This is a genomic window from Streptomyces sp. NPDC048196 (assembly GCF_040652715.1).
Taxonomy (GTDB): Bacteria; Actinomycetota; Actinomycetes; order Streptomycetales; family Streptomycetaceae; genus Streptomyces; species Streptomyces siderophoricus.
On the sequence record NZ_JBEZMM010000013.1, the window covers coordinates 25,528 to 49,953 of the forward strand.

The window sequence follows — 24,426 nt, forward strand, 5'->3', positions numbered from 1 at the left end:
CTCCGCAGGTATGGGACCCTATGAGGTCATGAGCGAGTCGCAGCCCACCCAGCCCGGTCGAAACGGTCGGAACGATCAAAGCGATCGGAACGATCAGTACGTGCTCACCCTGTCCTGCCCGGACAAGCAGGGGATCGTGCACGCGGTGTCCAGTTACCTCTTCATCACCGGCTGCAACATCGAGGACAGCCAGCAGTTCGGCGACCACGACACCGGGCTGTTCTTCATGCGCGTCCACTTCAGCGCGGACGCGTCGGTGAGCGTGGACAAGCTCCGGGCGAGCTTCGCGGCGGTGGGCGACTCCTTCGGCATGGACTGGCAGATCCACCGGGCCGACGAGAAGATGCGGGTCGTCCTGATGGTGTCCAAGTTCGGGCACTGCCTCAACGACCTGCTCTTCCGCTCCCGGATCGGCGCGCTGCCGGTCGAGATCGCGGCCGTGGTCTCCAACCACACGGACTTCGCGGAGCTGGTCGGCTCGTACGACATCCCGTTCCACCACATTCCGGTCACCCGAGACACCAAGTCGCAGGCCGAGGCGAAGCTGCTGGAGCTGGTGCGGGCGGAGGGCGTCGAACTGGTGGTGCTCGCCCGCTACATGCAGGTGCTCTCCGACGATCTGTGCAAGGCGCTGTCCGGCCGGATCATCAACATCCACCACTCCTTCCTCCCGAGCTTCAAGGGCGCCAAGCCGTACCACCAGGCGCACGCCCGCGGCGTGAAGCTCATCGGGGCCACCGCGCACTATGTGACCGCCGACCTCGACGAAGGCCCGATCATCGAGCAGGAGGTCGAACGGGTCGGCCACGAGGTCACCCCGGACCAGCTCGTGGCCATCGGCCGGGACGTCGAGTGCCAGGCCCTCGCCCGCGCCGTCAAGTGGCACAGCGAGCGCCGCGTGCTGCTGAACGGCAGCCGGACGGTGGTCTTCGCGTAAGGGGGCGGTCTTCGCGTAATGGTGGGGGCCGCGTGACGGCGGGGGCCGTGTAACGGTGGGGTGCGCGTAACGGTGGGGTGCGCGTAACGGTGGTCTTCGCCTGAGCGGGGCCGTTGGTGTTCACCTAGGGGAGAGTCGAACAGATCCCGTAGGGGTTCGACGGGCCCCCTGCTGGGGCCACAACGTGGCGGGGCGGGGAAGTATTCCCGGGGGCCGGCAATCCCTGGGCCCGGTATTTCCGGCGCCCGGCATTCCCGGAGCGCGGTATTCCCGGGCCCGGCATTCCCAGAGCCCGGCCGCACCGGCGTAGGCGTAGACCTACGTGTGGGCCTACGTGTAGGCGCGGGCGCGTGCCTTCCCGTGCGCGCCCGCGCCATCGGAGATTTCCTCCCGGTCGTGGTTCAGAGGCGGGACAGGGACGCCGTGGCGAAGAGGACCTCGCGGATGGCGTCGCGTTCGCCGTGTTGGCCGGCGGCGGCGTCCTCGGGGGAGATGTGGCCGGCCGCCAGCTGGCAGAACTCCGCACTGTCCAGGGCGATATGGGCGACGGTGTGGTCGGGCGTGCCCAGCGCGGCCGGTGAGTCCAGCGCTATGTACCAGTGGCCGCCGCCGTTGCCCTCGACCTCCAGATGGAGCGTACGGCCCGGGGCGCCGGCCTCCACCAGCCGCTGCGGCGGGGACGCCAGCCCGGCCCGGCGGCGGTCGGCCAGCGCGCTGGGCAGCAGCCGGGCGGCGAGGTCGACCATGCGGTTCAGGTGCGCGGCGGCCGGGGCCTCGTAGGGATAGTCCACCGCGTCCGCGATGTCGCCGGCGTGCACCCAGCACTCGAAGGCGCGGTCCAGGAACGCGTCGCGCAGCGCGAGCTGGAAGTCGCCGTAGGGAACGGCGAGTTCGGCGACCTTGCCGCCGGCGAACGACACCTGTCTCATCAGGGAGTAGCTCTGCTCGCGCCACGGCTCATGGGTGGCGAGCGGGCTGCCCGTGCCGCTGCAGCCGCGCCACAGCGTCTCCGTGCGGATCAGCGGGTCCGGGGTGCCTGGCGGGGCCGCCGTGCCCAGCGGGTCGGGGAGCCCGAGCGCGGTCGCGACCAGGCCGTCCACCACCATCAGATGCCCTATGACCCCGGCGACCGTGGTCTGCCGTTCCACCGGGCGTTCGCCCTCGAACCAGCGCAGCCGCACCGGTGCGCGCCACTCCGCCTCGCCCATGTCGCGCAGCAGGGCGTCCAGTTTGGCGGTCTCCGCGTCGTACGGCGCCGCCCACTCGGGCACCGGGATACGCGCCGGACGGCGGCCCAGACAGCCCTCCAACACCCGGGAGCGCAGCAACGGGTCGAGGTCGAGGCTGTCGGCGGGATGCAGCAGGCCGACCGCGTCCCGCAGTCGCACCGCCTCGTCGGCGCAGGAGGCGCAGTCGGTCAGATGCGCCTCGACGGCGGCGGTCTCCTCGGCGGAGCAGGCCGACAGCGCCCAGGCGCCGAGCAGCGACTTCAGGACGCGGTGCGGCGGGGCGGGCGCCGGGCCCGGGAGCGGGGCGGGCGGGGCGACGGGGTCGGTCATGGACTCGGCTTCCGGGGCACGCGAGGAGTGCTCGCGCGGGGCGTCTGCGCGCGGTGGTTCCGCGGGCGGGGCTTCGGTGTCCGTGGGCCCGCCCGCAGCGCCTGTGTGGCCTGTACTGCCTGTATGGCTATGGCACGTATGGCCCGCACTGTCTGTGGTGACTGCGTCACCTGCATCGGCGCGTGCACCACCCCCACCTGCGCCATCACCTGCATCGTCAAACAGATCCTCAACCGGATCGGCAACCAGATCCTCAACCGGATCGGCAACCGGATCCGCGGCCGGACCGTCGGAGACGTCGCTGTGCGCTTCGGCGGCCGGGTCGTGGAGCGGTACGGGCGGTGCGGGCACTACGGGTGGCACAGGGGTTACGGGCGTCACAGGCGGTACGAAGGGGTCGGAGGGTGGGGGAGGGGCCGGTGTGACGTCGGGGAGCGGGCCGTGGTCCTCGGCGGCGGGGCGCGGTGCCGGTATCCGCGGCCGTTCACCGGGGCCGCTGGGCAGCTCGGGGCCGTCCCACTCGTCCGGGCCGTTCACAGTGCCCGTCCGTGGCCCTGGCCGGGCGGGGCGGCGGTGCCGGGGGCGGCGGACGCGTAGGCCGAGCGGCGGGTGGGCGGCAGGGCGGTGGCGTTGTGGGCGGTGGACAGCAGCTGCAGGCCCAGCCGCAGCCGGCGGCGGGCCTCGTCCTCCGTGACGCCGAGGTCGGCGGCGGTCTGGCGGTAGTCCCGGCGCTGGAAGTACGCCAGCTCCAGGGCGGCCCGCAGGGGTGCGGGCATGGACGTGACGATGTAGTCGGCGCGGGCCGCGGTGGACGCTTCGCGGATCCTCTGCTCCATATCGGCCTGCGCCGGGGTGTCGCCGCCGTCGCGGGCGCCGGCGGCCTCGGTCTGGCGGAGCCGCTGGACGGCCTGATGACGGGTGAGGCCGGCGATCCAGGAGCGCAGCGGGCCCTGCTTGGGGTCGTAGGAATCCGGGTGTTCCCAGATGGCGGCGAAGACTTCGCGGGTGATGCGGTCGGCGGCGTCCTCGTCCTCCAGGACGCGGTAGGCGAGGCTGTGCACGAGCGAGGCGAAGCGGTCGTAGAGCTCGCCGAGCGCGGCCGCCTCGCCGCGGGCGAGCCGCTGCTGCATCCGCCTGTCCCAGCGCGGTGGCGCATCGTGTCCCATCGGACCCCCATCCCTGCCCGTCGCCTGCGGGCTCACACCTCAGCCGTCACTCCTGCGCATCTGTACACCTTCATGCCCGCAAGGGTGGGCACGATCACGGAAACCTCCGTGCCTCGAATGTAATGCGCGGGTCTGACAACACACGCTCCTTTGCGGCAAATCGAACCTTGAGGGGGATGCGGGTGGTAAGGAGCTGACGGCCCGGGCCCGGCGAGGAGCGGACCTGTCACAACGCTCGGGAGGCGCTCGGGAGGCGCCCGGGGGCGGTAGGGGGGCGCTCGAAGTTGCCCTTTTGCTGATCGTTCGTGCGCGTATGAGGCGATGTGTTATCCGGGTGTGACCGGAGGTGGGCGGAAAGTTGCCGCCCTTGGGGCATAGCCTTGGGCGTGAACGGCCTGTTACGTCCCACGGCTACCGCCGGGAACCAGGATGAGTTTCAGGACATCGAGGCCGGGCAGTCGAGCCGGGGAAGGATGAGTTCCGGATGTAACCGGGCACATCCAGTCCGAAAGCGAGCGAAAGGCTTCGAGCGCGTGTCGTTGAAGGTGGCAGAGGACGCACAGGGCCCCTGGGCCGTACTCCAGGTTTCCGGTGAGATGGACCTGGTCACGTCTCCTGCGGTGCGCCAGCACGTGCACGATGCGGTGGCCGACGGCCGCAGATCCCTCGTGCTCGATCTCTCCGAGGTCCGTTTCTGCGATTCCAGCGGGGTCGGCGTGCTGATCGCCGCCCGCCGGCTGATGCGTTCGTGCCAGGGCCGGCTGCGGCTGATCCTGCCCGCCCAGGGGGCCGTCGACGGCTCGCACGTCAACCGGGTGCTGGCCGCACTCGGCGTCCGCCGGCTCTTCGAGGTCTACCCGGACCTGTCCACCGCCGTCGACGAGGCCGCCGCACCGCTCTCCGCCTGAAGCCCAGCCCCAGCCTCGAAGCCTCGGCCCCGAAGCCTCAGCCCCGGAAGCGCACAGGGGACAGAACGGCGCTGCCCGCCCCGCCCCGGCCCGCCCGGCCACCACCCTTCGTGCCTTCAGCCCCTCGTGCCTTCAGCCCTTCGCGCCTTCAGCCCTTCGCGCCTTCCGCCCTTCGCGCCTTCCGCTCTCCCTCATTCCCCCGTTCCCTGTCCCCCGTTCTCCCCGTCTCCCGTTCCCCATTCACCCCGCCCCGTACGGGAATTCCGCCCGTACCATGAAGCCGCCGTCGGAGGTGGGCCGCGCCTCCAGCGTTCCGCCCAGGCTCTGGGCGCGCTCGCGCAGCCCCACCAGGCCGTGCCCGCCGCCGGGCAGCACCGGTGCGGTCGCCGTCGCGTCCGGCGGCCCGTTGCGGATCTCCACCCGCAGCCCTGGCCCCGCCTCCCCGCAGACCTCGTCCGCCGGATCGACCCGGACCTGCACCCGCGCCCCCGGCGCGTGCTTGCGGACGTTGGTGAGCGCCTCCTGGACCGTGCGGAAGGCCGCCCGTTCGACCGTCTTCGCGCCGCCCGTACCGGCCACCACCCCGCCCTCGTACGTGACGTCCAGCGCGCTCATCTCGATCAGCCGCGGCAGCTCCTCCAGGTCGGGCTGCGGCGCCAGTCCGCTCGCCTCGCCGCCGTCCCCGCCGTCCGCCCGCAGCACCCCCACCATGTGCCGCAGTTCCTCCAGCGTCCGCACGGAGAGTTCACGGATCGTCCGGGCGCCGGCCCGCGCCGCCTCGTCCTCCGTGCTGACCTGCACGGCACCCGCCTGCAGGCTGATCAGGCTGACCTGGTGGGCCACCACGTCGTGCATCTCCCGGGCCAGCCGGGCGCGTTCGGTGGTCTTGACCCGGTCCGCGAGCAGCCGGTCCTCGCGGCGCAGGCTGCGGGTCAGGTCCTCGACACGGGAGGCGAGTTCGCGGCGGGTGCGCACCAGCAGGCCCAGCGCGATCGGCGCGGCCGAGGTGACGCAGGCGTCGATCAGCACCAGGGTGTTCTCGCGGTACGCGGTGAATTCGAAGTCGGAGATCGGGTACGGCAGGAAGTGCGCGGCGATCAGCAGCACCGCGCAGATCCCCAGCCGCCGCCGGCCGGGGCGCCGGGCCGCCAGGGTGTAGAGCCCGATCATCGGCGCGAACCAGATGTAGCCGATGTACAGGCCGGGCAGCGTCACGAGGAAGACCAGCAGCGGAAAGCGCCGGCGGAGCAGCAGGGCGGCCGCGGCGAGCACCGAAACGCCCAGCTCCAGGGCGAGTTCCAGGCCGTTGACCAGCACCGCGTCGGCGATCGCCAGCAGCACCGGTACGACCACGGGCGCGATCCGGCGCAGCCGCCGCCCCCACCTCCCGGCCGCGAACGCCCGCCACCGGGCCGCCGCGCGGGCGAGCGGCCGCCCGCCGCCGGACCTCACCACGCCCCCCGGGGAGCCCCGGACACCAGGCCCGCGCGGTCGGCGACGATGGCCGCCTGGATGCGGTTGATGCCCCCCAATTTGCCCAGGACGGCGCGGACATGGTCCTTGACCGTACTGGGCGCCAGGCCCATCCGCCCGGCTATCTGGGCGTTGCCCAGCCCCTCGCCGAGCAGCGAGAGCACCTGCGACTCCCGCGGTGTCAGCCCGCTGACCGCGCGGGCGGCCGCCGCCTGGTCCTCGGCCGTCAGATAGCCGCCGATCACGGCCCGGGTCACGCCCGGGTCCAGCACGCTGCCGCCCGCCGCCAGCGTCCGTACGGCCCGCACCAGCTGCTCGGGATCCGAGTCCTTCAGCAGGAAGCCGGCCGCGCCCTCGCGCAGCGCCGCGGTCAGGTACTCCTGGGCGTCGAAGGTGGTCAGCATCGCCACCGCCGGCGGCTCCGGCGCGGCGCGCAACTGCCGCAGCACGGTCAGCCCGTCCACGTCCGGCATCCGGATGTCGAGCAGCACCACCTCGGCCGCGCAGCGCAGCACGGTCTCCACGGCCTCGGCGCCCCCGCAGTCCGCGACCATCTCGATGTCCGGGGCGGTCCCCAGGATCATCCGGAGTCCGGATCTGACCAGCCGTTCGTCGTCCACCACAGCGACCCGGATCACCGGCCGCCCCTTTCTGCCTTCTGCTGGTTCACACCCGTTCCCGAGCCCGCGGAACCGCCCGGCGCTGCGCGACTCCGTAGCTCTGTCCCGGTCCCCGCCCTTCGACGGACCCGGACCCCCGCCGAGCGGCGGGGGTGAGCCCGGGACCTCGGGAGGATGCCATGCGGGGCCCCTCACGGGCAGAGTGGTCCACATGCTGCACCACTGAAGAGGCCACAAGCCCAGGACGCGTTGCAGTTCACATCGGCGGCCGCCGCGACCCCCACACGCGGCGGCCGCTGCATGGCGTGCGGGGGCGGTTCGGAGGGGGATCTCCCCCGCACCGCCGGAAGGCCCGCCCCGAACGCTTCTGACGCCCGTGACGACGTCCCTGACGACGCCCCTGCGCCCTTCATGCCCCTTACGGGCACCCTTCGCTACGGGGAACTACGAGGAGTACGGGGGACTACGGGGAACCCGCTGCGTCGGAACCCCTACGCCGAAACCCCTGCGCCGGGCCCCCTACACCGAAACCCCTGCGCCGGACCCCCTACGGGCGTCCCGCCCCCGCCGCCCGGAGGCCCTCCGTCCGCAGGCCGCCGTACGGTCCGAAGCCGCGGCCGGTCGCCAGCACCACCACCGACGTCATCGCCGCTAAGCCGTACGCCGTGGTCGCCATCGACAGCGCGCCCTCGGTGGTCTCGAAGGACCGGTTGAAGAAGCCCGTGACGGTCAGCCACACCACCGTCCGTACGGTCAGATACAGCTCGACCGCCGCGAACACCAGCAGCGCGCCCCGTACGTCGTGCCGCCCCCGGAAGGCCAGCCCCCCGAGAACCAGCAGCACGGCCACCGAACCGACGGTGGTGAACTCGATGGATGCCTCCAGGTCGAGCGTGCCGTGCACCGACCCGTCCACCACCCCGCGCAGATAGCGCACCACGTCCGTCCCGCCGGCCGTCAGATCGCGCCCGGTCCAGCCCAGTCGCGCCAGGCCCATCAGCAGGAACAGCACCCCGCAGACCTGCGACGGGCGGCGCCACGCGGGGTCCGGGCCGGCGGCCCGCGGCCCCGCCCCGGCCCTGCGCCGCTCCGTGGCGGGGAACATCACGACCAGCACGACCAGCGCCACCACCAGTCCCAGCCCGCGGGTGGCCAGCGTCCAGCCGCCCAGCGGGTCGTTGCGGTACTGGTCGCGGTAGGCGGTGTCGAAGAGGCCCACGCCTTCCCGCAGCGACAGGGCGAGCAGCAGGAAGCCGGAGAGCAGCGCCGCGGAGCGGGCCACCCGCCGCTGGGCCAGCGCCAGACCCGCGACCACGAGGAACACCACCGTGAGGGACCACTCGTAGGGGCCGAGGATCTGCAGGACGGGGGAGGCGCCCGGGTTGAACAGCCCCTCCAGGAAGTCGCCCAGGGTGCCGTCCGACTGGACGATGCCGTAGACGGTCCAGGCGGCGAGCGCGCCTCCGTAGAGCGCCAGGCACAGTGCGGTGGCGAGGTAGGCGCCGCTGTGCTCGGGAGCGGCGCGGCCGGGGTCGGTGCCCGGTCGGACGTCCACCGTTCCGCCGTCCTGCATCATGCTGACCGACCCCCGCTCCGCGTGCCGCAGCCGCCGTACCGGCCGTTCCCGTACGGCAGCCTCACTGTGTCAAGGACGGTGGGAGAGCCGGTGGAGGTTCCACCCCGTGTGTCGTGCGGGCCGGTTGGTGTGTTCAGCGCACTTGTCGTGCGGTCGCCGCGACGAAGTCCCGGGCGCCCCGGCGGGTCGCGGACCGCATGGCGCGGGAGGCGCCGGAGGACACCCGGTCGCGGATCCGGGGGAGTTCGGCGGCCCGCTTCCGGACGTCGTGGGTGATGCCGGAACCGGCAGGGTGTCGATGACGGCTGCGATGCGTACAACGGCTGCCTGCGCAGCGGAAGTTGATCATGCGGGGGCTCTGCAGCGGGTGCCCGCGGGCCGGCCCCGCGGTCGGTCGGTGCAGGTCAGGGGCGGGGTGGACGGATGTCGTCGCCGCGGTGGGGAGCCGCTCCCGCCGGGCGGGGGGCGGTGCGGCAAGATAGGGGGGCATGGGGATCTTCGGGGGCGAGGGCCGGCTGATCGGCGGTCGGTACCGTCTGGGTATACGGCTGGGCCGCGGCGGCATGGGCACGGTCTGGCGGGCCACCGACGAACTACTGGGTCGCCAAGTCGCCGTCAAAGAACTGCACTTGGACGAGGCGACCGCCGAACCCGAGGTGCGGGTGCAGCGCGAGCGGGCGATGCGTGAGGCGCGTACGGTCGCCGGGATCAAGCACCCGAACGTGATCGTCGTGCATGACGTCGTCGAGCAGGACGGCCGGCCGTGGATCGTGATGGAGCTCGTGGAGGGCCCGTCGCTGGCCGACCGGCTGCAGAGCGGCGGCCCGGTCGCGCCGCGCGAGGCGGCCCGGATCGGCGTGGCGCTGCTGGGCGCGCTGCGCGCCGCGCACGCCCGTGGAGTGCTGCACCGCGACCTCAAGCCGGCCAACGTCCTGATGGAGTCCGGCACCGGCCGGGTCGTGCTCACGGACTTCGGCATCGCCCAGGTCCCCGGTGTCACCACGCTGACCGACGCCGGCGGTTTCGTCGGTTCGCCGGAGTACACCGCCCCGGAGCGGATGGCCGGCCGGCAGACCGGCCCCGAGGCCGACCTCTGGTCGCTGGGCGTGCTGCTGTGCGCCGCGCTCAACGGGGAGTCGCCGTTCCGCCGCGACTCCCTGGGCGGGGTGCTGCATGCCGTCGTCTACGACGAGATCGAACTCCCCGAGCCCGCCCGCCCGTTGCAGGCCGTGCTCGGCGGCCTGCTGGAGCGCGACCCGGGCCGCCGGATGGGACTGACGGAGACGGAGCAGCTGCTGCGCGGCTACCTCCACTCGGGCCGCGCCCCGGAGCGCGAACCGGCCGGCCCGGCCGTCCCCGGCACACCGGCAGGCCAGGGCACACCGGCCGTCCCCGGGGCGCCGTTTCCGGGCGCGCAGGCCCTCGGTACGCCGTTTCCCCGCACCCCGCCCCTCCCGACGCCGGGCGGCCCCGGTTCCCCCACTCCGCCGCACGACCGCCTCGTCAGCGGCTCGCCCGGTGCGCCGGTACCAGGTGCGCCACTGCCCGGCGAGCCCGTGCCCGGGGCCCATCCGCCCACCGAGGAGCCCTATGCCGCCGCCCCGCCCCTGGGCCACGCCTCCGGCGGTCCCGGCAGCGGGCGGCCCGGCGGGCGGGCCCCGGGACTGCCGATCCGCGACGCCCTCGACGAGCGGGCGCTGGCCGCGGCGGCCCGCCCGCACACCGGCCGGACCCGTACGGCGCTGCTGATCGCGCTCGCCGTCGTGGTGGTCGCCGGAGCCGGCGCCGGCATCACGGCCCTGCTGATGCGGCAGGGCGGCACCGACGAGGCCGCCGGTCAGGGTGGCCGCCCCGGCCACTCCCAGCAGGCCTCGCACACCGGCCCCACGAAGAACGCCCGGCCGGGCACGCCCCGCCCCACGGGCACCGTCACCTCCGCGCCCTCCCCGGGTGCCACCGGAGGGGTCCCGGACGGCTACCGCCTCGTGAAGGATCCGGTCGGCTTCGCGCTCGCCGTACCGGTCGGCTTCACCCGCTCCTACGAGCACGACCGGGTCTACTACTCCTCACAGGGCAGGCGGTTCCGGATCGGCGTCCAACTGCAGAAGCGGGTGCCGGAGGGGCCGATCGGCGCGATGCGCACCGCCGACGCCGAGGGCCCGGCCAACTACCGCGGTTACCGGTCGGGTCAGGTCACCGAGACCACCCACAACGGACTCCAGGCGGGACTCTGGGAGTTCGTCTGGAACGGCAGCGCGGCGGACGGCGGCTCGCGCTACACCTACGACCTCAGCTGGGACGAGAACGGCCGGATGATCGACGTGTGGATCTCCTCGCCGGTCGGCTCGCGCACCGAGGCCAAACGTCACTTCGACACCGCCCTCGACGCCTTCCGGCTGACCGGGACGTGACGGCCGAAGATCCGCCCCGGGGCCGCCGGACCCGCGGTCGTCCCTGACCAGAGCCCTTATGGCCAGCGGACGCTGGCGCGTTTGTGGGCGGCCGGTGAAAAGCCGTTACTGCCGGGTACACAAAGCGTCCGGGGAGGAATACCCTCGCCGACATGACGGACTCGCAGGACACCGGAACAGCTGCCTCCACCGCCGCCGAGGCCCCCGACGCCCCTGAGGCCCCCGCGCCCGCCGAGGCCCCCGCAGCGCCGACCGAGGGCAATCCGGTCGCGCCCGCACCCGCAGGCAGCCGCACCGCCGCCGAGGTGGTCACCCCCGAGATCGCCGCCCGGCTCACCCGCGGCGTGCTCGGCAGTGGCCGTACGGCCAACCACACGCCGTTCACCGGCGAGAAGCTGGCCGACCTGCCGGAGTCCACCCCCGAGGACGTCGCCACCGCCTTCGAACGGGCCCGGGCCGCGCAGGCGCGCTGGGCCAGGGTCCCGGTCCGGCAGCGCGCCGCGGTCCTGCTGCGCTTCCACGACCTCGTCCTGCGCCGCCAGGCCGAGGTGCTCGACCTGATCCAGCTGGAGACCGGCAAGGCCCGGCTGCACGCCCACGAGGAGGTGCAGGCGGTCGCCGTCGCCGCCCGCCACTACGGCCGCAAGGCCCCCGCCTACCTCGGCCCCAAGCGCCACACCGGCGTCGTCCCGACCCTCACCAAGGTCACCGAACTCCGCCACCCGCGCGGCGTCGTCGGCCAGATCGCCCCCTGGAACTACCCCTTCGAACTCTCCATAGGCGACGCCCTGCCGGCCTTCGTCGCGGGCAACGCCGTGGTGATGAAGCCCGACACCGAGACCGCGCTGACCGCGCTGTGGGCCCGCGAGCAGCTCATCGAGGCCGGGCTGCCGGAGGACGTCTGGCAGGTCGTGATCGGCGAGGGCCCGGTGGTCGGCCCCGAGGTCGTCAAGCACGCCGACTACGTCTCCTTCACCGGCTCGACCCGCACCGGCCGCGAGGTCGCCCAGGGCGCCGCCGCCCGCCTGGTCGGCGTCTCGCTCGAACTCGGCGGCAAGAACGCCATGCTGGTGCTCCGCGACGCCGACCTGGACAAGGCCGCGGCGGGCGCGGTCCGCGGCTGCTTCTCCTCCGCCGGCCAGCTGTGCATCTCCATCGAGCGGCTCTACGTCCACGAATCCGTCGCCGACGACTTCCTCGCCCGCTTCGCCGCCCGCACGAAGGCCATGCGGCTCGGCAACGCCCTCGCCTACGGCGCCGACATGGGCTCGCTGGCCGGTGAGCGCCAGCTCCAGGCCGTCGTCCGGCACGTCGAGGACGCCGTCGCCAAGGGCGCCGAGCTGGTCGCCGGCGGCCGCGCGCGCCCCGACATCGGCCCGTTCTTCCACGAACCGACCATCCTCGACGGCGTCCAGGCCCCGATGGCCGTCTGCGACGAGGAGACCTTCGGCCCGGTCGTCTCCGTCTACCGCTTCCGTGACGAGGACGAGGCCGTGGAGCTCGCCAACGCCACGCCGTACGGGCTGAATTCCAGCGTCTGGACCAAGGACGGCCGACGCGGCCGGGCCCTCGCCGCCCGGCTGCGCACGGGCACGGTCAACGTCAACGAGTCGTACGCGGCCGGCTACGGCAGCGTGCAGTCGCCGATGGGCGGCATGGGGGACTCCGGCCTGGGCCGCCGGCACGGCTCCGAGGGCATCCTCAAGTACACCGAGGCGCAGACCGTCGCCCACCAGCGGGTGATGCCGCTCGCACCGGCCTTCGGGCTGACCGATGAGAAGTACGCCCGGTTCATGACCGCCGGCTTGCGCGCCATGAAGGCGTTCCGGCTGAGGTAACGACCCCCCACGGCAGCCCCGCCCCTCCGCCCCGAACAGCAGGGAGAGCCAGTGCCCCAGGAGAACTCTGCCCAGAGCCAGGACCCGGACGGCACCCGGACCGACGGCTACGACTACGACGTCCTCGTCATCGGCTCCGGCTTCGGGGGCTCGGTCTCCGCCCTGCGCCTGACCGAGAAGGGTTACCGGGTCGGCGTCCTGGAGGCCGGCCGCCGCTTCACCCGCGAGACGCTGCCGAAGAACTCCTGGGACCTCAAGAACTACCTGTGGGCGCCGGCCCTCGGCCTCTACGGCATCCAGCGCATCCACCTGCTCGGGAACGTCATGGTGCTGGCCGGCGCCGGCGTGGGCGGCGGCTCGCTGAACTACGCCAACACCCTCTACGTCCCGCCGAAGCCGTTCTTCGACGACCCGCAGTGGAAGGACATCACCGACTGGCAGGAGGAGCTGAAGCCGTACTACGACCAGGCCCGGCGGATGCTGGGGGTGCGGCTCAACCCGACGATGACGCCGTCCGACGTCCATCTGAAGGCGACCGCGGAGGCGATGGGCGTCGGGGAGTCCTTCCACATGGCGCCGGTCGGGGTGTTCTTCGGCGACGGCGACGACTCCGACGGCACGGCGCGGGCGAAACCGGGCGAGGAGGTGCCGGACCCGTACTTCGGCGGCGCCGGACCGGCCCGCAGGGCGTGCACCGAATGCGGCGAGTGCATGACCGGCTGCCGGCACGGCGCGAAGAACACCCTCAACGAGAACTACCTCTACCTCGCCGAGAAGGCCGGTGCGGTGATCCACCCGATGACGTCCGTCGTCGCGCTCACCGAGGACTCCCGGGGCGGCTTCGCCGTCCGGACGCTCCCGACGGACGACAAGAAGAAGGGCGAGGGCAGGACGTTCACCGCCCGCCGCGTCGTCCTCGCGGCCGGCACCTACGGCACGCAGACACTCCTGCACCGCATGAAGGACAGCGGGCTGCTCCCGTACGTCTCCGGCCGCCTCGGCGCGCTCACCCGCACCAACTCCGAGGCGCTGGTGGGCGCCCAGACCGACAACCGCCGCTACCGAAAGCGGCACGGCGCGGAGAAGGCCGACTTCACCAAGGGCGTCGCGATCACCTCGTCGATCCACCCCGACGAGAACACCCACATCGAACCGGTCAGGTACGGCAAGGGCTCCAACTCGATGGGCGGGCTGACGATCCTCCAGGTGCCGTACCGCCCGGCGGGCCGGGTGCGGGGCTGGCTGGCCAACATGGCCCGCCACCCCTGGCTCGCCCTGCGCGCCCTCTCCAACCGGCGGTGGTCGGAGCGGACCATCATCGGCCTGGTCATGCAGTCCCTGGACAACTCGCTGACCACGTACCGGAAGCCGAGCGGCCTCGGCAAGGGCCTGCTCACCGCCCGCCAGGGCCACGGCGCCCCCAACCCGAACCAGATCCCGGAGGCCACGCGGGCGGCGACCCTGCTCGCCGAGGAGATCAACGGCTTCGCCGGCTCCAACGTCGGCGAGCTGATGGGCACCCCGCTCACCGCCCACTTCCTCGGCGGCTGCCCGATCGGCGACTCGGCGGCGACCGGCGTCATCGACCCGTACCACCGGCTGTACGGGCACCCGGGCATCTCCGTCGTCGACGGCGCCGCGGTCTCCGCGAACCTGGGTGTCAATCCGTCGCTGACCATCACCGCACAGGCCGAACGCGCGATGTCGCTGTGGCCCAACAAGGGTGAAGCGGACCCGCGGCCCGCCCCGGGGCGGGCCTACGAGCGGCTGTCCCCCGTGGAGCCGCTCCACCCCGCCGTCCCGGAGAAGGCCCACGGCGCGCTGAAGCTGCCGTTCCTGGCCGTGCCGTCGGTACCGCCGAAGAAGTCCCTGGCGTAGCACGGCACAGGGCCGTTGGGGAGAAGCTCCCCAACGGCCCTGTGGTGTACGACCCGTGGTTACGCGGCCGCGCCGTCCGTCCTGCGACGGCGGACGACGAAGAGCGCACCCGCGCCCACGACCATCGCGACCCCGCCCACGAGGGCGACGGTCGGCAGCGCGGACGAGGAACCGGTCTCGGCGAGCTTGCCGGTGACCGGGAGCTCCTGCAGGTCGCCCTGCGGAGCCGGCTTGTTGGGCTGGTTCTTGCCCGGCTTGCTCTTGGCCGGCGGGACGCTGCCCGGCTTGCTGCCGGCGACCAGGACGTCGAAGTCGTACTCCGCGACGTCGGAGAAGCCGCAGACGTCGTCCTCGTTGTGGTACGCGCCGATGGTGAACGCGAAGCCGTAGCTGCCCGGGGTCTTGGCGTCGACCTTCAGGCGGAGCTTGGCGTCGGCGTACTCACCGGGCTTGAGACCGTCGACGGACGCGAAGTAGCCGTCCTCGTCGGTGATGGCCTCCCAGGCGTGGGAGTCCTCGTCGTACCACTGCACGGTCAGCAGCTTGGAGACGTCGTCGAAGTTGTGGGTGCTGATGGCGCCCAGCGCGACGTACGCGTCGACCGACTTCATCGACTTGTCGGAGGTGTTGGTGGCGCGGAAGGTGAAGTTCTTCCAGCCGGAACCGGCCACGACCTTGCTCGGCAGACCGCGCAGCTCGGTGCTGATCGCCGTCTCGTCCGACTGCTCGGCGCAGGTGTCCTCGGTCGGCTTCCCGCTCGGCTTCGCGGTGGGCTTGGCCGAGGTGGTGGGCTTGGGGTCGCTGGTGGGCTTGGTGTCGTCACCCGGGGTGCCCGGGCCGCCCGACCCGTCCGCACCACCGTTGCCGGTCTCACCAGCGGTACCGGTCTCGCCGCCGGTACCCGTCTCGCCACCGTTCCCGGTCTCGCCACCGGTGGCGGTCTCGCCACCGGTCTCCTCGCCGGGCTTGGTCTCGTCGCCCGGGGTGGTCTCGTCACCGCCCGCCGGCGTCTCCGGCTGCGTGGTGGTGTCGTCGGTCTGGTCCGGACCGGGGGTGCCCGGCGTCGGCTCGGCGCTCGCGGTGGTCTCGGCGTCGGCGCCGGTGGCGAACGCGGCAGGGGCCGCCATCAGGGCGGCAGGGGCTATGACGGCCGTTGCAGCGGCAGCCGTCAAGGCACGGCGAAGCTTCATCGAGAAGACCTCTCGGGGTCCAATGTGCCGTGGTCGGCACCAGTTGATAGCTGGCCGTCGCGTTGGGGGGCGCGGTATGGCCGTGCGATTTCACGTACATGACCGGCCATGGCCAAAAAAGGTTGCCCACTCGAACCGAATTCTTACGGTGACGCCGGTCACATCGCTCACAGCCGCCGCACAGCCGGTCCACAGGCGTCACACAGTCGCCGGGCGGAGGGGGCCTGCGGGCAGCGGCGGAACGGACCGGCCGAGGATGGTCGTGCGCCCGGCGTGCGCCCCCCTGGAGAGGGTTTCCGACCGCATAGCGAAGGGCCCCGGATGCCGTCCGCGAGGGGGGTGCGGACGGCCACGGGGCCCTTGGCTTTCGGTGCCGGCGTCAGGGCAGCGCCGGCACCGAGGTGCGGCGCTGGGGGGGGGGTAGCGCCGCTGGCTTACAGGGGTGGTGCGTGGTGCTCGATGGTGCGGTGCGCGCGGTGGTCCGGACCGATGCCGATGCCGGGTCGTCGCGGTTCGCGGACACGCAGCACGGCAAAAGTCCATACCAGGCGCGGTATGTCGTTCGTCAAGCATCGTCCTGGATACGCCTCACCTGGCGCAACCGTTTCGACCGGATGCGGTCGGTCCCGGGCGTCCCCAGGACCGACCACCCCATCGGATTGTGACCGGGCTGCTGTCCCCTGCTGACCGGTCACGGCACCGGAACGAGGTCCCACGACGCGGGCCGCGGAAGGCGGCCGGCGTCTCATCGCTCCGGTCTTCCGCCCGTGGGGCGGCGTCTACGCGTAGTCCTGCAGGCCGCACCTGGCTGGCGTGGCACCGGGAACAACGAAGCCCCGCGGCGCCCGGTCACGCGCCGTACGGGTGAGTCGGCAACCGAACTCAGATGCGGCAGCTGCGCCGGGCGCACACTCCTTTGCCATGCGCCCCGCCTGCGCCCGCAACGCCCGGAACCGGCGTCACACCGGCCCAACGGTGATCACGTACCGCCCCGAACCGACCGCCCACCGGCCGTCCGCCGACCGGAATCGACCCCTTCGGCGCACGAAACCGGCCACCGGCGGTCGCATCTGCAGTCGCAGGCGGTCCGGCCGGGTCAGATCTGCCCCCGGGAGAGCTCCAGCAGGGTCATCGCCAGTGCGGTGCCCGGCTTGCCCAGCTGGTCGCGGTAGTGGGCGAGGATCTCCATCTCGCGGGAGAGGTTCACCCGGCGCCCGCCGGAGGTGATCCGCTCGCGCTGGATGACGGCCGAGACGGCCATCCGTTCCTGCACGAGACCGATGATCCGGCCGTCGAGATCGTCGATCCGGCGTCGGGCGTCGGCGATGAGCCCGGCGGCCTCCGGCGTATGGGCGCCGGTATCGGGCGTCGGGGCGGGTGACGGTGAGGATGAGGTCGTGGTGGCGCGGCCGGTGGTGGGACGGGTGGCCGGGCCGGCGGTCGAGGTGCTCATGTCCGTATCTCCTGGGGGTGAGGCCCCGGAGCCGATGATCGAGATCCGGACAGACGCAGGCGCCCCGGACCTTGTCGGCCCGGGGCGCCTGGGAAGTTGCTCGTCAGTGGATCAAGCAGCACGACCATGGCAGCCGGACGGGCCGGTGCCATAGGTAAAGACGAAGGTCAGCTGCTGGAACATGGGCCACAGTATGAGCCCGTTAGAATCGAAAGTCCAACCCCGCTCCACACCGCCGGAAGGCCGCCGAAGTGCCATCAGCGCCCCCTGCCGCTGCCCCGGACGTCGTCCTCGTAGTCGACTTCGGCGCACAGTACGCCCAGCTCATCGCCCGCCGCGTCCGTGAGGCCCGGGTCTACAGCGAGATCGTGCCGTCCACCATGCCGGTGGCCGAAATGCTCGCCAAGAACCCCAAGGCGATCATCCTCTCCGGCGGGCCGTCGTCGGTCTATGCCGAGGACGCCCCCAGCCTCGACCGTGCCCTGTTCGAGGCCGGTGTCCCGGTCTTCGGCATGTGCTACGGCTTCCAGCTCATGGCCACCACCCTCGGTGGCACCGTCGACAACACCGGCGCGCGTGAGTACGGCCGTACCGCCCTGACCGTCTCCCGCACCGACTCCACCCTCTTCGAGGGCACCCCCGCCGAGCAGTCGGTCTGGATGTCGCACGGCGACGCCTGCTCCGCCGCCCCCGAGGGCTTCCGGGTCACCGCGTCCACGGACATGGTCCCGGTCGCCGCCTTCGAGAACGACGAGCGCAAGCTCTACGGCGTCCAGTACCACCCCGAGGTCATGCACTCCACGCACGGCCAGCAGGTCCTGGAGCACTTCCTCTACCGCGGCGCGGGCCTCCAGCCGAGCTGGACCACCCACAGCGTCGTCGAGGAGCAGGTCGCCGCGATCCGCGCGCAGGTCGGCAGCAAGCGGGCGATCTGCGGCCTGTCCGGCGGCGTGGACTCCGCGGTCGCCGCCGCCCTCGTCCAGAAGGCCATCGGCGACCAGCTGACCTGCGTCTACGTCGACCACGGCCTGATGCGCAAGGGCGAGTCCGAGCAGGTCGAGAAGGACTTCGTGGCCGCCACCGGCGTCCAGCTGAAGGTCGTCGAGGCCGAGGAGCGCTTCCTCGACGCGCTGGCCGGGGTCAGCGACCCCGAGCAGAAGCGGAAGATCATCGGCCGCGAGTTCATCCGCGTCTTCGAGCAGGCCCAGGCCGAGCTGGTCGCCGAGGCCGGCGCCGACGGCGAGGAAGTCGCCTTCCTCGTCCAGGGCACGCTCTACCCGGACATCGTCGAGTCCGGCGGCGGCACGGGCACCGCCAACATCAAGTCGCACCACAACGTGGGCGGCCTCCCCGACGACATCGAGTTCGAGCTCGTCGAGCCGCTGCGCCAGCTGTTCAAGGACGAGGTCCGGGCGGTCGGCACCGAGCTCGGCCTGCCCGAGGAGATCGTCCACCGCCAGCCGTTCCCCGGCCCCGGCCTGGGCATCCGCATCGTCGGCGAGGTCACCAAGGAGCGCCTCGACCTGCTGCGCGACGCCGACGCGATCGCCCGCGAGGAGCTGACCGCGGCCGGTCTGGACCGCGAGATCTGGCAGTGCCCGGTGGTCCTGCTGGCCGACGTCCGCTCCGTCGGCGTCCAGGGCGACGGCCGCACCTACGGCCACCCGATCGTGCTGCGCCCGGTCTCCTCCGAGGACGCCATGACGGCCGACTGGACCCGGATGCCGTACGAGGTGCTGGCCCGCATCTCGACCCGGATCACCAACGAGGTCGCGGACGTGAACCGCGTGGTCCTGGACGTGACCAGCAAGCCGCCGGGGACCATCGAGTGGGAGTGATCGTCTGATCTCCCGTTGATGTCAACGCAACGCCGTCGCTCATGCTTTTGGGCGGCGGCGTTGTCGTTCCCCCTCGGTACGCTGACTGCACAGGCGAGACTGCGTCGTATGGGAGCAATCATGAGCGCCGCACCCGAGTTCGAGCTGGACGAGCAGTACAACTACCCCGTCCCGCCCCCGGGCGGCTGGACCGCGGACGACCTCGACCGGCTTCCGGACCTTCCTCCGCATACGGAGCTGATCGACGGGAGTCTCGTCTTCGTGAGTGCACAGACCCGGTTCCATTCGCGCACCATGCGCCTCTTGGACAACGCACTCCTGGCTCAAGCCCCGGACCACCTGGACGTGGACCGGGAGATGGCAGTGCGGCTGGATGCCAAGAATCAACCGGAACCGGACATCGTGGCCTTCCGTCAGGAGGGCATCACGGACGACGCAGACCAGACGTGGTACCGCCCGGAGGACGTCGTCCTTGCCGTGGAAGTCGTCTCGCCCGACTCCGAGGCCCGTGACCGGGACGTCAAACCCCGCAAGTACGCGGCCGCCGGCGTCCCCCACTTCTGGCGGGTGGAGAAGAGCAACGGCCTCCCGGTCGTCTACGTCTATGAGCTCGACCCGGCGACCGGGGCGTACACGCCCACCGGCATCTACCACGACCGGATCAAGGTCTCCGTCCCCTTCGCGATCGACATCGATCTCACGGCGATCAACAAGCGGCGCTGAGAAGCGGCGCCGAGAAGCAGCGCTGGGGGGAGCGGTTGACGGCATGCGGCCCACGGCGGACGATTGCTTTCGTATTACGGCAGTCTGAATCCGCTATATGGAAGTAAGTGGGCGCAGCAATGAGTACCAGCACGATCGCTTTCCTCGGGCTCGGCATCATGGGCAGCCCCATGGCGGTGAACCTCGCCAAGGCCGGGCACACCGTCGTCGGCTGGAACCGCAGCCCGGGCCGGGCGGACGCGCTGGTCGCGGCGGGCGGCAAGGAGGCCGGATCGATCGCCGAGGCGGTCCGGGACGCGGACGTCGTCATCACCATGGTCCCGGCGTCCCCGCAGGTCGAAGCCGTCGCCTACGGACCCGACGGCATCCTGGAGAACGCCCGTCCGGGGACCCTCTTCATCGATCACTCCTCGATCACCCCGCAGACCTCCGTCGACCTGGCGAAGGCCGCCGCCGAGAAGGGCATCCGGGTGCTGGACGCCCCCGTCTCGGGTGGTGAGGCGGGCGCCGTCGAGGGCGTGCTGTCGATCATGGTGGGCGGTGCGCCGGCCGACTTCGACGCGGCCCGGCCGGTCTTCGACGCGGTCGGCGCGACCGTCGTCCACTGCGGACCGCACGGCGCCGGCCAGACCGTCAAGGCCGCCAACCAGCTGATCGTCGCGGTCAATCTGCAGGCCCTGGCGGAGGCCGTGGTCTTCCTGGAGAAGTCCGGGGTCGACCTGGGGGCCGCGCTGGAGGTCCTGGGCGGCGGCCTGGCCGGTTCCACCGTTCTGGCCCGCAAGAAGGACGGCATCCTCGCCCGCGACTTCACCCCCGGCTTCAAGCTGGAGCTGCACCACAAGGACATGGGCATCGTCACCGACGCCGCCCGCACCGTGGGTGCCACGCTGCCGACCGGTGCCGTAGCGGCCCAGCTGATCGCCTCCGCGGTGGCCCGCGGCGACGGCGCCCTGGACCACTCCGCGCTGCTCCGCGGCGTCGAGCTGCTCAGCGGCTACGGGCGGGAGCAGGGGGAGTGACGCGTAACCCGTAACGCCCCCGACCTCGGCGCCCGCCGCCCGTACGGTTCGCCGGCGGCGCTCGGCCGTTTCCGTCGTCGTCCCGTACGGTCGCCGGCGGCGGTGCAGTTGCTCCCGTCGTCCCGCAAGGGCGCCGGCGGTGCTCAGCCGTTTCCGTCGTCGTCCCGTACGGCCGCTGCCAGGCGTTCCAGCGTTGTGGTCATGGCCGGGCCCATCCGGCGGGGATAGCCGGGGAGTTCGACCACGACGCGGGGGAAGCGGGCGTGGGACCAGTCGTAGGTGTGTGTGACCCGGGTGGCGGCGGGGCCGTCCGCGGCGCCGTCCAGGGGCGTCAGGACGTAGCGCCAGCGCTGGCCGCCGACGAGCCGGCGGCCGCGCAGCTCGCCCCAGGTCTCCCAGGCGATCAGCCGGTCCGGCTCGTACTCCACCACGACGTTCACCGACCGGTACGGGATCGGGCCCTGGGCCATCCCCATGGTGAAGCGGTCGCCCGGGCCGAGCGGCGACGGGCCCTCGGGGCGGCCGCGCAGCATTCCGGAGCCGTCCAGCGCGGCGTGCCGGGCCGGGTCCCGGAGGACGGCGAAGAGCCGTTCCGGTGCCGCGTCGATGTCCTTGCTGACCGACAGCGTCCTGTGGGCCGTCATCGTCCACCCCCTGCACCGACGCCGTCCGGCGACCGTCGCCGACACCCGCCCGGTGCCTCACGTCCGGACGCCCATCATGCCGGTGGGCACCATTCGGGCACGTCGCGGGGCTGGTTACCTGGGGTAGCGGAGGGTAGCTTCCGCATCGAGCCGCACGAGCCAGGTACATGCCAGAAGGAGAACGGCGATGCCCGAACCGACGCCGATACCCACCGAAAAGCTGCAGTTCGCCATGCCGCCGACACACCAGACCGTCGAGGACGAGCGACGCCACCGCAAGGAGCGTCTGGTCGCGGCGCTGCGCCTCTTCGGGCGCTTCGGCTTCGAGGAGGGCGTCGCCGGGCACATCACCGCGCGCGACCCGGAGTTCCCCGACTGCTTCTGGGTGAACCCCTTCGGGATGTCCTTCAAGCTCATCACCGTCAGCGACCTGATCCTGGTGAACGCCGAGGGCAAGGTCGTCGAGGGCCGCTACCACGTCAACCAGGCGGCGTTCGCGATCCATTCGCAGGTCCACCAGGCCCGCCCGGACGTCATCGCGGCCGCCCACAGCCACTCCACCTACGGGCGGGCACTGTCGGCCCTCGGTGAGCTGCTGGAGCCGATCACCCAGGACGTCTGCGCGTTCTACGAGGACCACGCGCTCTTCGACGACTACACGGGCGTCGTGGTGGACGAGGAGGAGGGCCGCCGGATCGCGGCCGCCCTCGGGCCGCACAAGGCGGTGATCCTGCGCAACCACGGGCTGCTGACGGTCGGCGACTCGGTGGACGCGGCGGCGTGGTGGTTCATCACGATGGAACGCTCCTGCCAGGTCCAGCTGACCGCGAAGGCCGCCGGCAAGCCGGTCCTGATCGACCACCACAACGCCGTCCACACCCGCGAGCAGCTGGGCAACGACCTGGTCGCGTGGATCAACTACCAGCCGCTGTACCAGCAGATCACGCGGAGCGAGCCGGATCTCTTCGACTAGGAGCCCGACGCGTGAGTGTCCCCCGGACGTCGCCCGGGGGACACCGCGAGCAGCGCTCGCGCCATACGGTCAGCCGCAGGGTTGGGGGCGCGGCACAAAGCGTGGTGCAAGGCGCGGTCACAGGTGGGGGAAGAGGTCCCGGAACGGGTCCGCGCCGGCGGAGATGCCGCGGCTGAACGGCGAGTCGAAGTCCCAGACCAGGAACAGCAGGAAGGCGATCAGCGCGCTGAAGAGGCCGGCCATCAGCATCTCCCGGCCCGACCGCCGGATCTGCAGGGTGAACATGATGCCCACGGAGATCGCACCGCCGGTGATCAGCCCGAACCACACCACTCCCGGAAGCGTCGAATCGGCCGCGTCCGCCCGGGCGTTGCGGGCCCCGTCGGCCACCGAGACCTGGTCGACCATCGGCTGGTAGGACTGCCCTTCGAAGTCGTTGCGCGGGTGGTAGTCGGTCACGTCGGCACGGACCTTCGTCAGCAACTCCGCTCCCTTCGGGGTGAGTTGGCCCTGGTCGGACATGACCGGCCACTCCTTGTGGACGACATAGGAGACATAGGCCTCCACGTCCGAGCGGATCCGGTCCCGTACCGGCGCGGGATAGGCCCGGGCCCGCGCGCTGACCTCGTGCAGCGCCTGCGCCTCGGTCCGTACGGTGTCCTCGGCCGCGCTCCGGGCCTCCCAGACGCCGGCGATGGCCAGGCCCAGCACGATCGCGTAGACCACCCCCACCATCATCGTCAGGTACTCGATCACATCGGGTGTTTCGGTCGGGTCGTGGTCGTCGGCGATCCGGCGTTCCTTGAGGACCGTGATGATCAGGACGACGCCGCAGACCGCGGCCATGGCGATGCCCAGCACCAGCCATTGCGACATGGGGACCTCCTACGAGGAACGGCGCCCGGCGGAACCGGACGAGGAGCTCGAACGGGGACGGAGGGCGGCGCCGGCCAGCACGGCCGGGGCGGTGATCAGCAGGGTCGTGGTCACGATCGAGCGCCCGCCGTGCGCCTTGTGGTACGTCCGGGCGTAGTTGCGGGGCAGCACGGGCGCGGGCGAGGCGGGGCGGCGGGGTTCCGGCCGCGGTGAGGGCGGCGGGTCAGGGGCGGGTGTGCGGGAGGCCGGTGAGGGCGGAGGGGGCGGCGGTGCCGGTGGTGACGGTGAAGGCGGTGGGGGCGGGGGTGTTGGGGGTGGCGTCGGTCGGGGTGCGGGTGGCGGCGGGGCGGGCTTGGGGTGGTGCGGGCGCGGCGCCGGCGGGCGGGACGGAGCGGGTGGGCGCGTCGTCTTGGTGCAGGGGAAGTGCCAGCCGTGGGGCATGGGGAAGCCGGTCGGTACGTCCACGGGCGGTGCGGTCCCGGCGAAGGCGCAATTGTCGCCGGCAGCCGGGCGGCCGTACCCGCCCTCGTGCCGGCTCTCGTGCCGGCCCTGGTACCGGCTCTCGTGCCGGCCCTCGTGCCGGTCCTGGTACCGGCTCTCCTGCCGGCCCTGGTACCGGTCCTGGTACCGGCTCTCCTGCCGGCCCTGGTACCGGTCCTCGTGTCGGCCCTCGTGCCGGTCCTGGACGGTCACCCGTCCACCGGCGGTGGCCGGTTCACCGGCGCTCACCGGGGCCGCGGCGGCGAACAGCGCCACCATCCCCGTCAGCAGGACGGCGGCCGCGGCGGCCGCGGCCGCCAGGCAACCCGCCTGCCTGACCCTCGGGCGGTCCGGTCCGTGTCGTGGTGGGTGGTGTCGGTGCGGTGGTGCAGTTTCGTGTATTTGGCACACGGCGAGAGCTTGCGCAGCCGGCGAACGGCTCAGCCGTCACCGTGCCCCGGTTCGCCCGAATAGGGGAAGTGTCGGCTTTCCGTGGTCGCTCGCCGAGCGGATGTGCGGAAGGCGAGGCGGGGCGGGGCGGGGGAGCCGGGCCGGGGGAGGGGAGGGGAGGGAGAGGAGAGGAGAGGAAAGGGGCATGGTGTGGGCTGGGGCGCGGCGGCGGGGCGACGTACCGAGGCCGCGCCGACGTACCGAGGCCGCGCCGAAGTACCGATGCCGCGTCGGCGTACGGATGTCACGTCAACGTACCGAGGCCGCGTCAACGTACCGATGTCGCTACCACCCGGCGCCAGCTGGACGTTTGCTGTCGGCGTCGCCGATTGAGGCACAATTCGCCTTTACACAGGACCAGTTGATGGCAGCGGTGGCGGGACGGTAACGGACGTGTCGGTTGATACGGCGGGC

At 72.2% G+C, this 24,426-nt stretch carries 19 protein-coding genes and 1 pseudogene; 9 read left to right on the forward strand and 11 right to left on the reverse strand.

Translation table 11 applies throughout. From position 1 onward, the window contains the following. Positions 1-28: 28 nt before the first annotated feature. On the forward strand, positions 29-937 hold the full coding sequence (gene purU / locus AB0E02_RS16025) for a formyltetrahydrofolate deformylase (RefSeq protein WP_362139483.1): 909 nt from the start codon (positions 29-31) through the stop codon (positions 935-937). A gap of 401 nt (positions 938-1,338) precedes the next feature. Here the strand turns inward: purU and AB0E02_RS16030 are convergent, their stop codons facing one another. Together AB0E02_RS16030 and AB0E02_RS16035 are read right to left on the reverse strand one after the other, a co-directional pair. Then, on the reverse strand, positions 1,339-2,496 hold the full coding sequence (locus AB0E02_RS16030) for a zf-HC2 domain-containing protein (protein WP_362139485.1): 1,158 nt from the start codon (positions 2,494-2,496) through the stop codon (positions 1,339-1,341). A gap of 533 nt (positions 2,497-3,029) precedes the next feature. Beyond that, the gene (locus AB0E02_RS16035; protein WP_362139488.1) at positions 3,030-3,662 is read right to left on the reverse strand and encodes a sigma-70 family RNA polymerase sigma factor; all 633 of its coding nucleotides are present in this window, start codon (positions 3,660-3,662) and stop codon (positions 3,030-3,032) included. Positions 3,663-4,195: 533 nt separating this feature from the next. On the opposite strand from AB0E02_RS16035, the gene AB0E02_RS16040 reads away from it, so the two are divergent. After that, positions 4,196-4,570, forward strand: a complete 375-nt coding sequence (locus AB0E02_RS16040; RefSeq protein WP_030415409.1) for an STAS domain-containing protein — start codon at positions 4,196-4,198, stop codon at positions 4,568-4,570. A gap of 240 nt (positions 4,571-4,810) precedes the next feature. On the opposite strand, the gene AB0E02_RS16045 is transcribed toward AB0E02_RS16040, so the two are convergent. The 4 genes from AB0E02_RS16045 to AB0E02_RS16060 form a co-directional block, all read right to left on the reverse strand. Further along, on the reverse strand, positions 4,811-5,941 hold the full coding sequence (locus AB0E02_RS16045) for a histidine kinase (RefSeq protein ID WP_362139711.1): 1,131 nt from the start codon (positions 5,939-5,941) through the stop codon (positions 4,811-4,813). A gap of 77 nt (positions 5,942-6,018) precedes the next feature. Beyond that, positions 6,019-6,681: a response regulator transcription factor gene (locus AB0E02_RS16050; protein ID WP_201806760.1), complete on the reverse strand. Its 663-nt coding sequence runs from the start codon at positions 6,679-6,681 to the stop codon at positions 6,019-6,021. 529 nt (positions 6,682-7,210) lie between these two features. Then, the gene (locus AB0E02_RS16055) at positions 7,211-8,218 is read right to left on the reverse strand and encodes a hypothetical protein (protein ID WP_362139490.1); all 1,008 of its coding nucleotides are present in this window, start codon (positions 8,216-8,218) and stop codon (positions 7,211-7,213) included. A gap of 154 nt (positions 8,219-8,372) precedes the next feature. Continuing rightward, a complete protein-coding gene (locus tag AB0E02_RS16060; RefSeq protein WP_362139492.1) occupies positions 8,373-8,729 on the reverse strand; it encodes a hypothetical protein in 357 nt (118 codons plus the stop codon). Between AB0E02_RS16060 and AB0E02_RS16065 the strand changes: the two genes are divergently transcribed. From AB0E02_RS16065 to AB0E02_RS16075, 3 genes are all read left to right on the forward strand, one after another. Next, on the forward strand, positions 8,728-10,650 hold the full coding sequence (locus AB0E02_RS16065) for a protein kinase (RefSeq protein ID WP_362139495.1): 1,923 nt from the start codon (positions 8,728-8,730) through the stop codon (positions 10,648-10,650). The two genes, AB0E02_RS16060 and AB0E02_RS16065, sit on opposite strands and share 2 nt — an antisense overlap. 152 nt (positions 10,651-10,802) lie before the next feature. Further along, the gene (locus AB0E02_RS16070; protein WP_362139497.1) at positions 10,803-12,488 is read left to right on the forward strand and encodes a succinic semialdehyde dehydrogenase; all 1,686 of its coding nucleotides are present in this window, start codon (positions 10,803-10,805) and stop codon (positions 12,486-12,488) included. 51 nt (positions 12,489-12,539) lie between these two features. Continuing rightward, entirely contained in the window at positions 12,540-14,366 is a 1,827-nt protein-coding gene (locus AB0E02_RS16075; RefSeq protein WP_362139498.1) for a GMC family oxidoreductase, read from the forward strand. Between the two features lie 59 nt (positions 14,367-14,425). Here AB0E02_RS16075 and AB0E02_RS16080 read toward each other — a convergent pair whose 3' ends face one another. Together AB0E02_RS16080 and AB0E02_RS16085 are read right to left on the reverse strand one after the other, a co-directional pair. Then, a complete protein-coding gene (locus tag AB0E02_RS16080) occupies positions 14,426-15,556 on the reverse strand; it encodes an LAETG motif-containing sortase-dependent surface protein (RefSeq protein WP_362139501.1) in 1,131 nt (376 codons plus the stop codon). A gap of 1,096 nt (positions 15,557-16,652) precedes the next feature. Next, on the reverse strand, positions 16,653-17,009 hold the full coding sequence (locus AB0E02_RS16085) for a chorismate mutase (RefSeq protein ID WP_362139504.1): 357 nt from the start codon (positions 17,007-17,009) through the stop codon (positions 16,653-16,655). Positions 17,010-17,260: 251 nt separating this feature from the next. Between AB0E02_RS16085 and guaA the strand changes: the two genes are divergently transcribed. The 3 genes from guaA (at position 17,261) to AB0E02_RS16100 (ending at position 20,589) form a co-directional block, all read left to right on the forward strand. After that, the gene (gene guaA, locus AB0E02_RS16090) at positions 17,261-18,847 is read left to right on the forward strand and encodes a glutamine-hydrolyzing GMP synthase (RefSeq protein ID WP_310722500.1); all 1,587 of its coding nucleotides are present in this window, start codon (positions 17,261-17,263) and stop codon (positions 18,845-18,847) included. A 120-nt stretch (positions 18,848-18,967) separates the two neighbouring features. Continuing rightward, a complete protein-coding gene (locus AB0E02_RS16095; RefSeq protein WP_362139506.1) occupies positions 18,968-19,570 on the forward strand; it encodes a Uma2 family endonuclease in 603 nt (200 codons plus the stop codon). 119 nt (positions 19,571-19,689) lie between these two features. Then, positions 19,690-20,589 carry a 2-hydroxy-3-oxopropionate reductase gene (locus tag AB0E02_RS16100; protein ID WP_362139509.1) on the forward strand — a complete coding sequence of 300 codons (900 nt, stop codon included), beginning with the start codon at positions 19,690-19,692 and terminating at the stop codon, positions 20,587-20,589. 143 nt (positions 20,590-20,732) lie between these two features. Here the strand turns inward: AB0E02_RS16100 and AB0E02_RS16105 are convergent, their stop codons facing one another. Then, a complete protein-coding gene (locus AB0E02_RS16105) occupies positions 20,733-21,233 on the reverse strand; it encodes an SRPBCC family protein (RefSeq protein ID WP_362139512.1) in 501 nt (166 codons plus the stop codon). Between the two features lie 181 nt (positions 21,234-21,414). On the opposite strand from AB0E02_RS16105, the pseudogene AB0E02_RS16110 reads away from it, so the two are divergent. Beyond that, positions 21,415-22,206: pseudogene (locus AB0E02_RS16110) on the forward strand (class II aldolase/adducin family protein); the annotation flags it as partial. Between the two features lie 117 nt (positions 22,207-22,323). On the opposite strand, the gene AB0E02_RS16115 reads toward AB0E02_RS16110, so the two are convergent. Then, positions 22,324-23,082: a hypothetical protein gene (locus tag AB0E02_RS16115; RefSeq protein ID WP_362139514.1), complete on the reverse strand. Its 759-nt coding sequence runs from the start codon at positions 23,080-23,082 to the stop codon at positions 22,324-22,326. A gap of 9 nt (positions 23,083-23,091) precedes the next feature. After that, positions 23,092-23,841 (reverse strand): hypothetical protein, encoded by a 750-nt coding sequence (locus tag AB0E02_RS16120; protein WP_362139516.1) that lies wholly within the window; start codon positions 23,839-23,841, stop codon positions 23,092-23,094. Between the last annotated feature and the right edge of the window lie 585 nt (positions 23,842-24,426).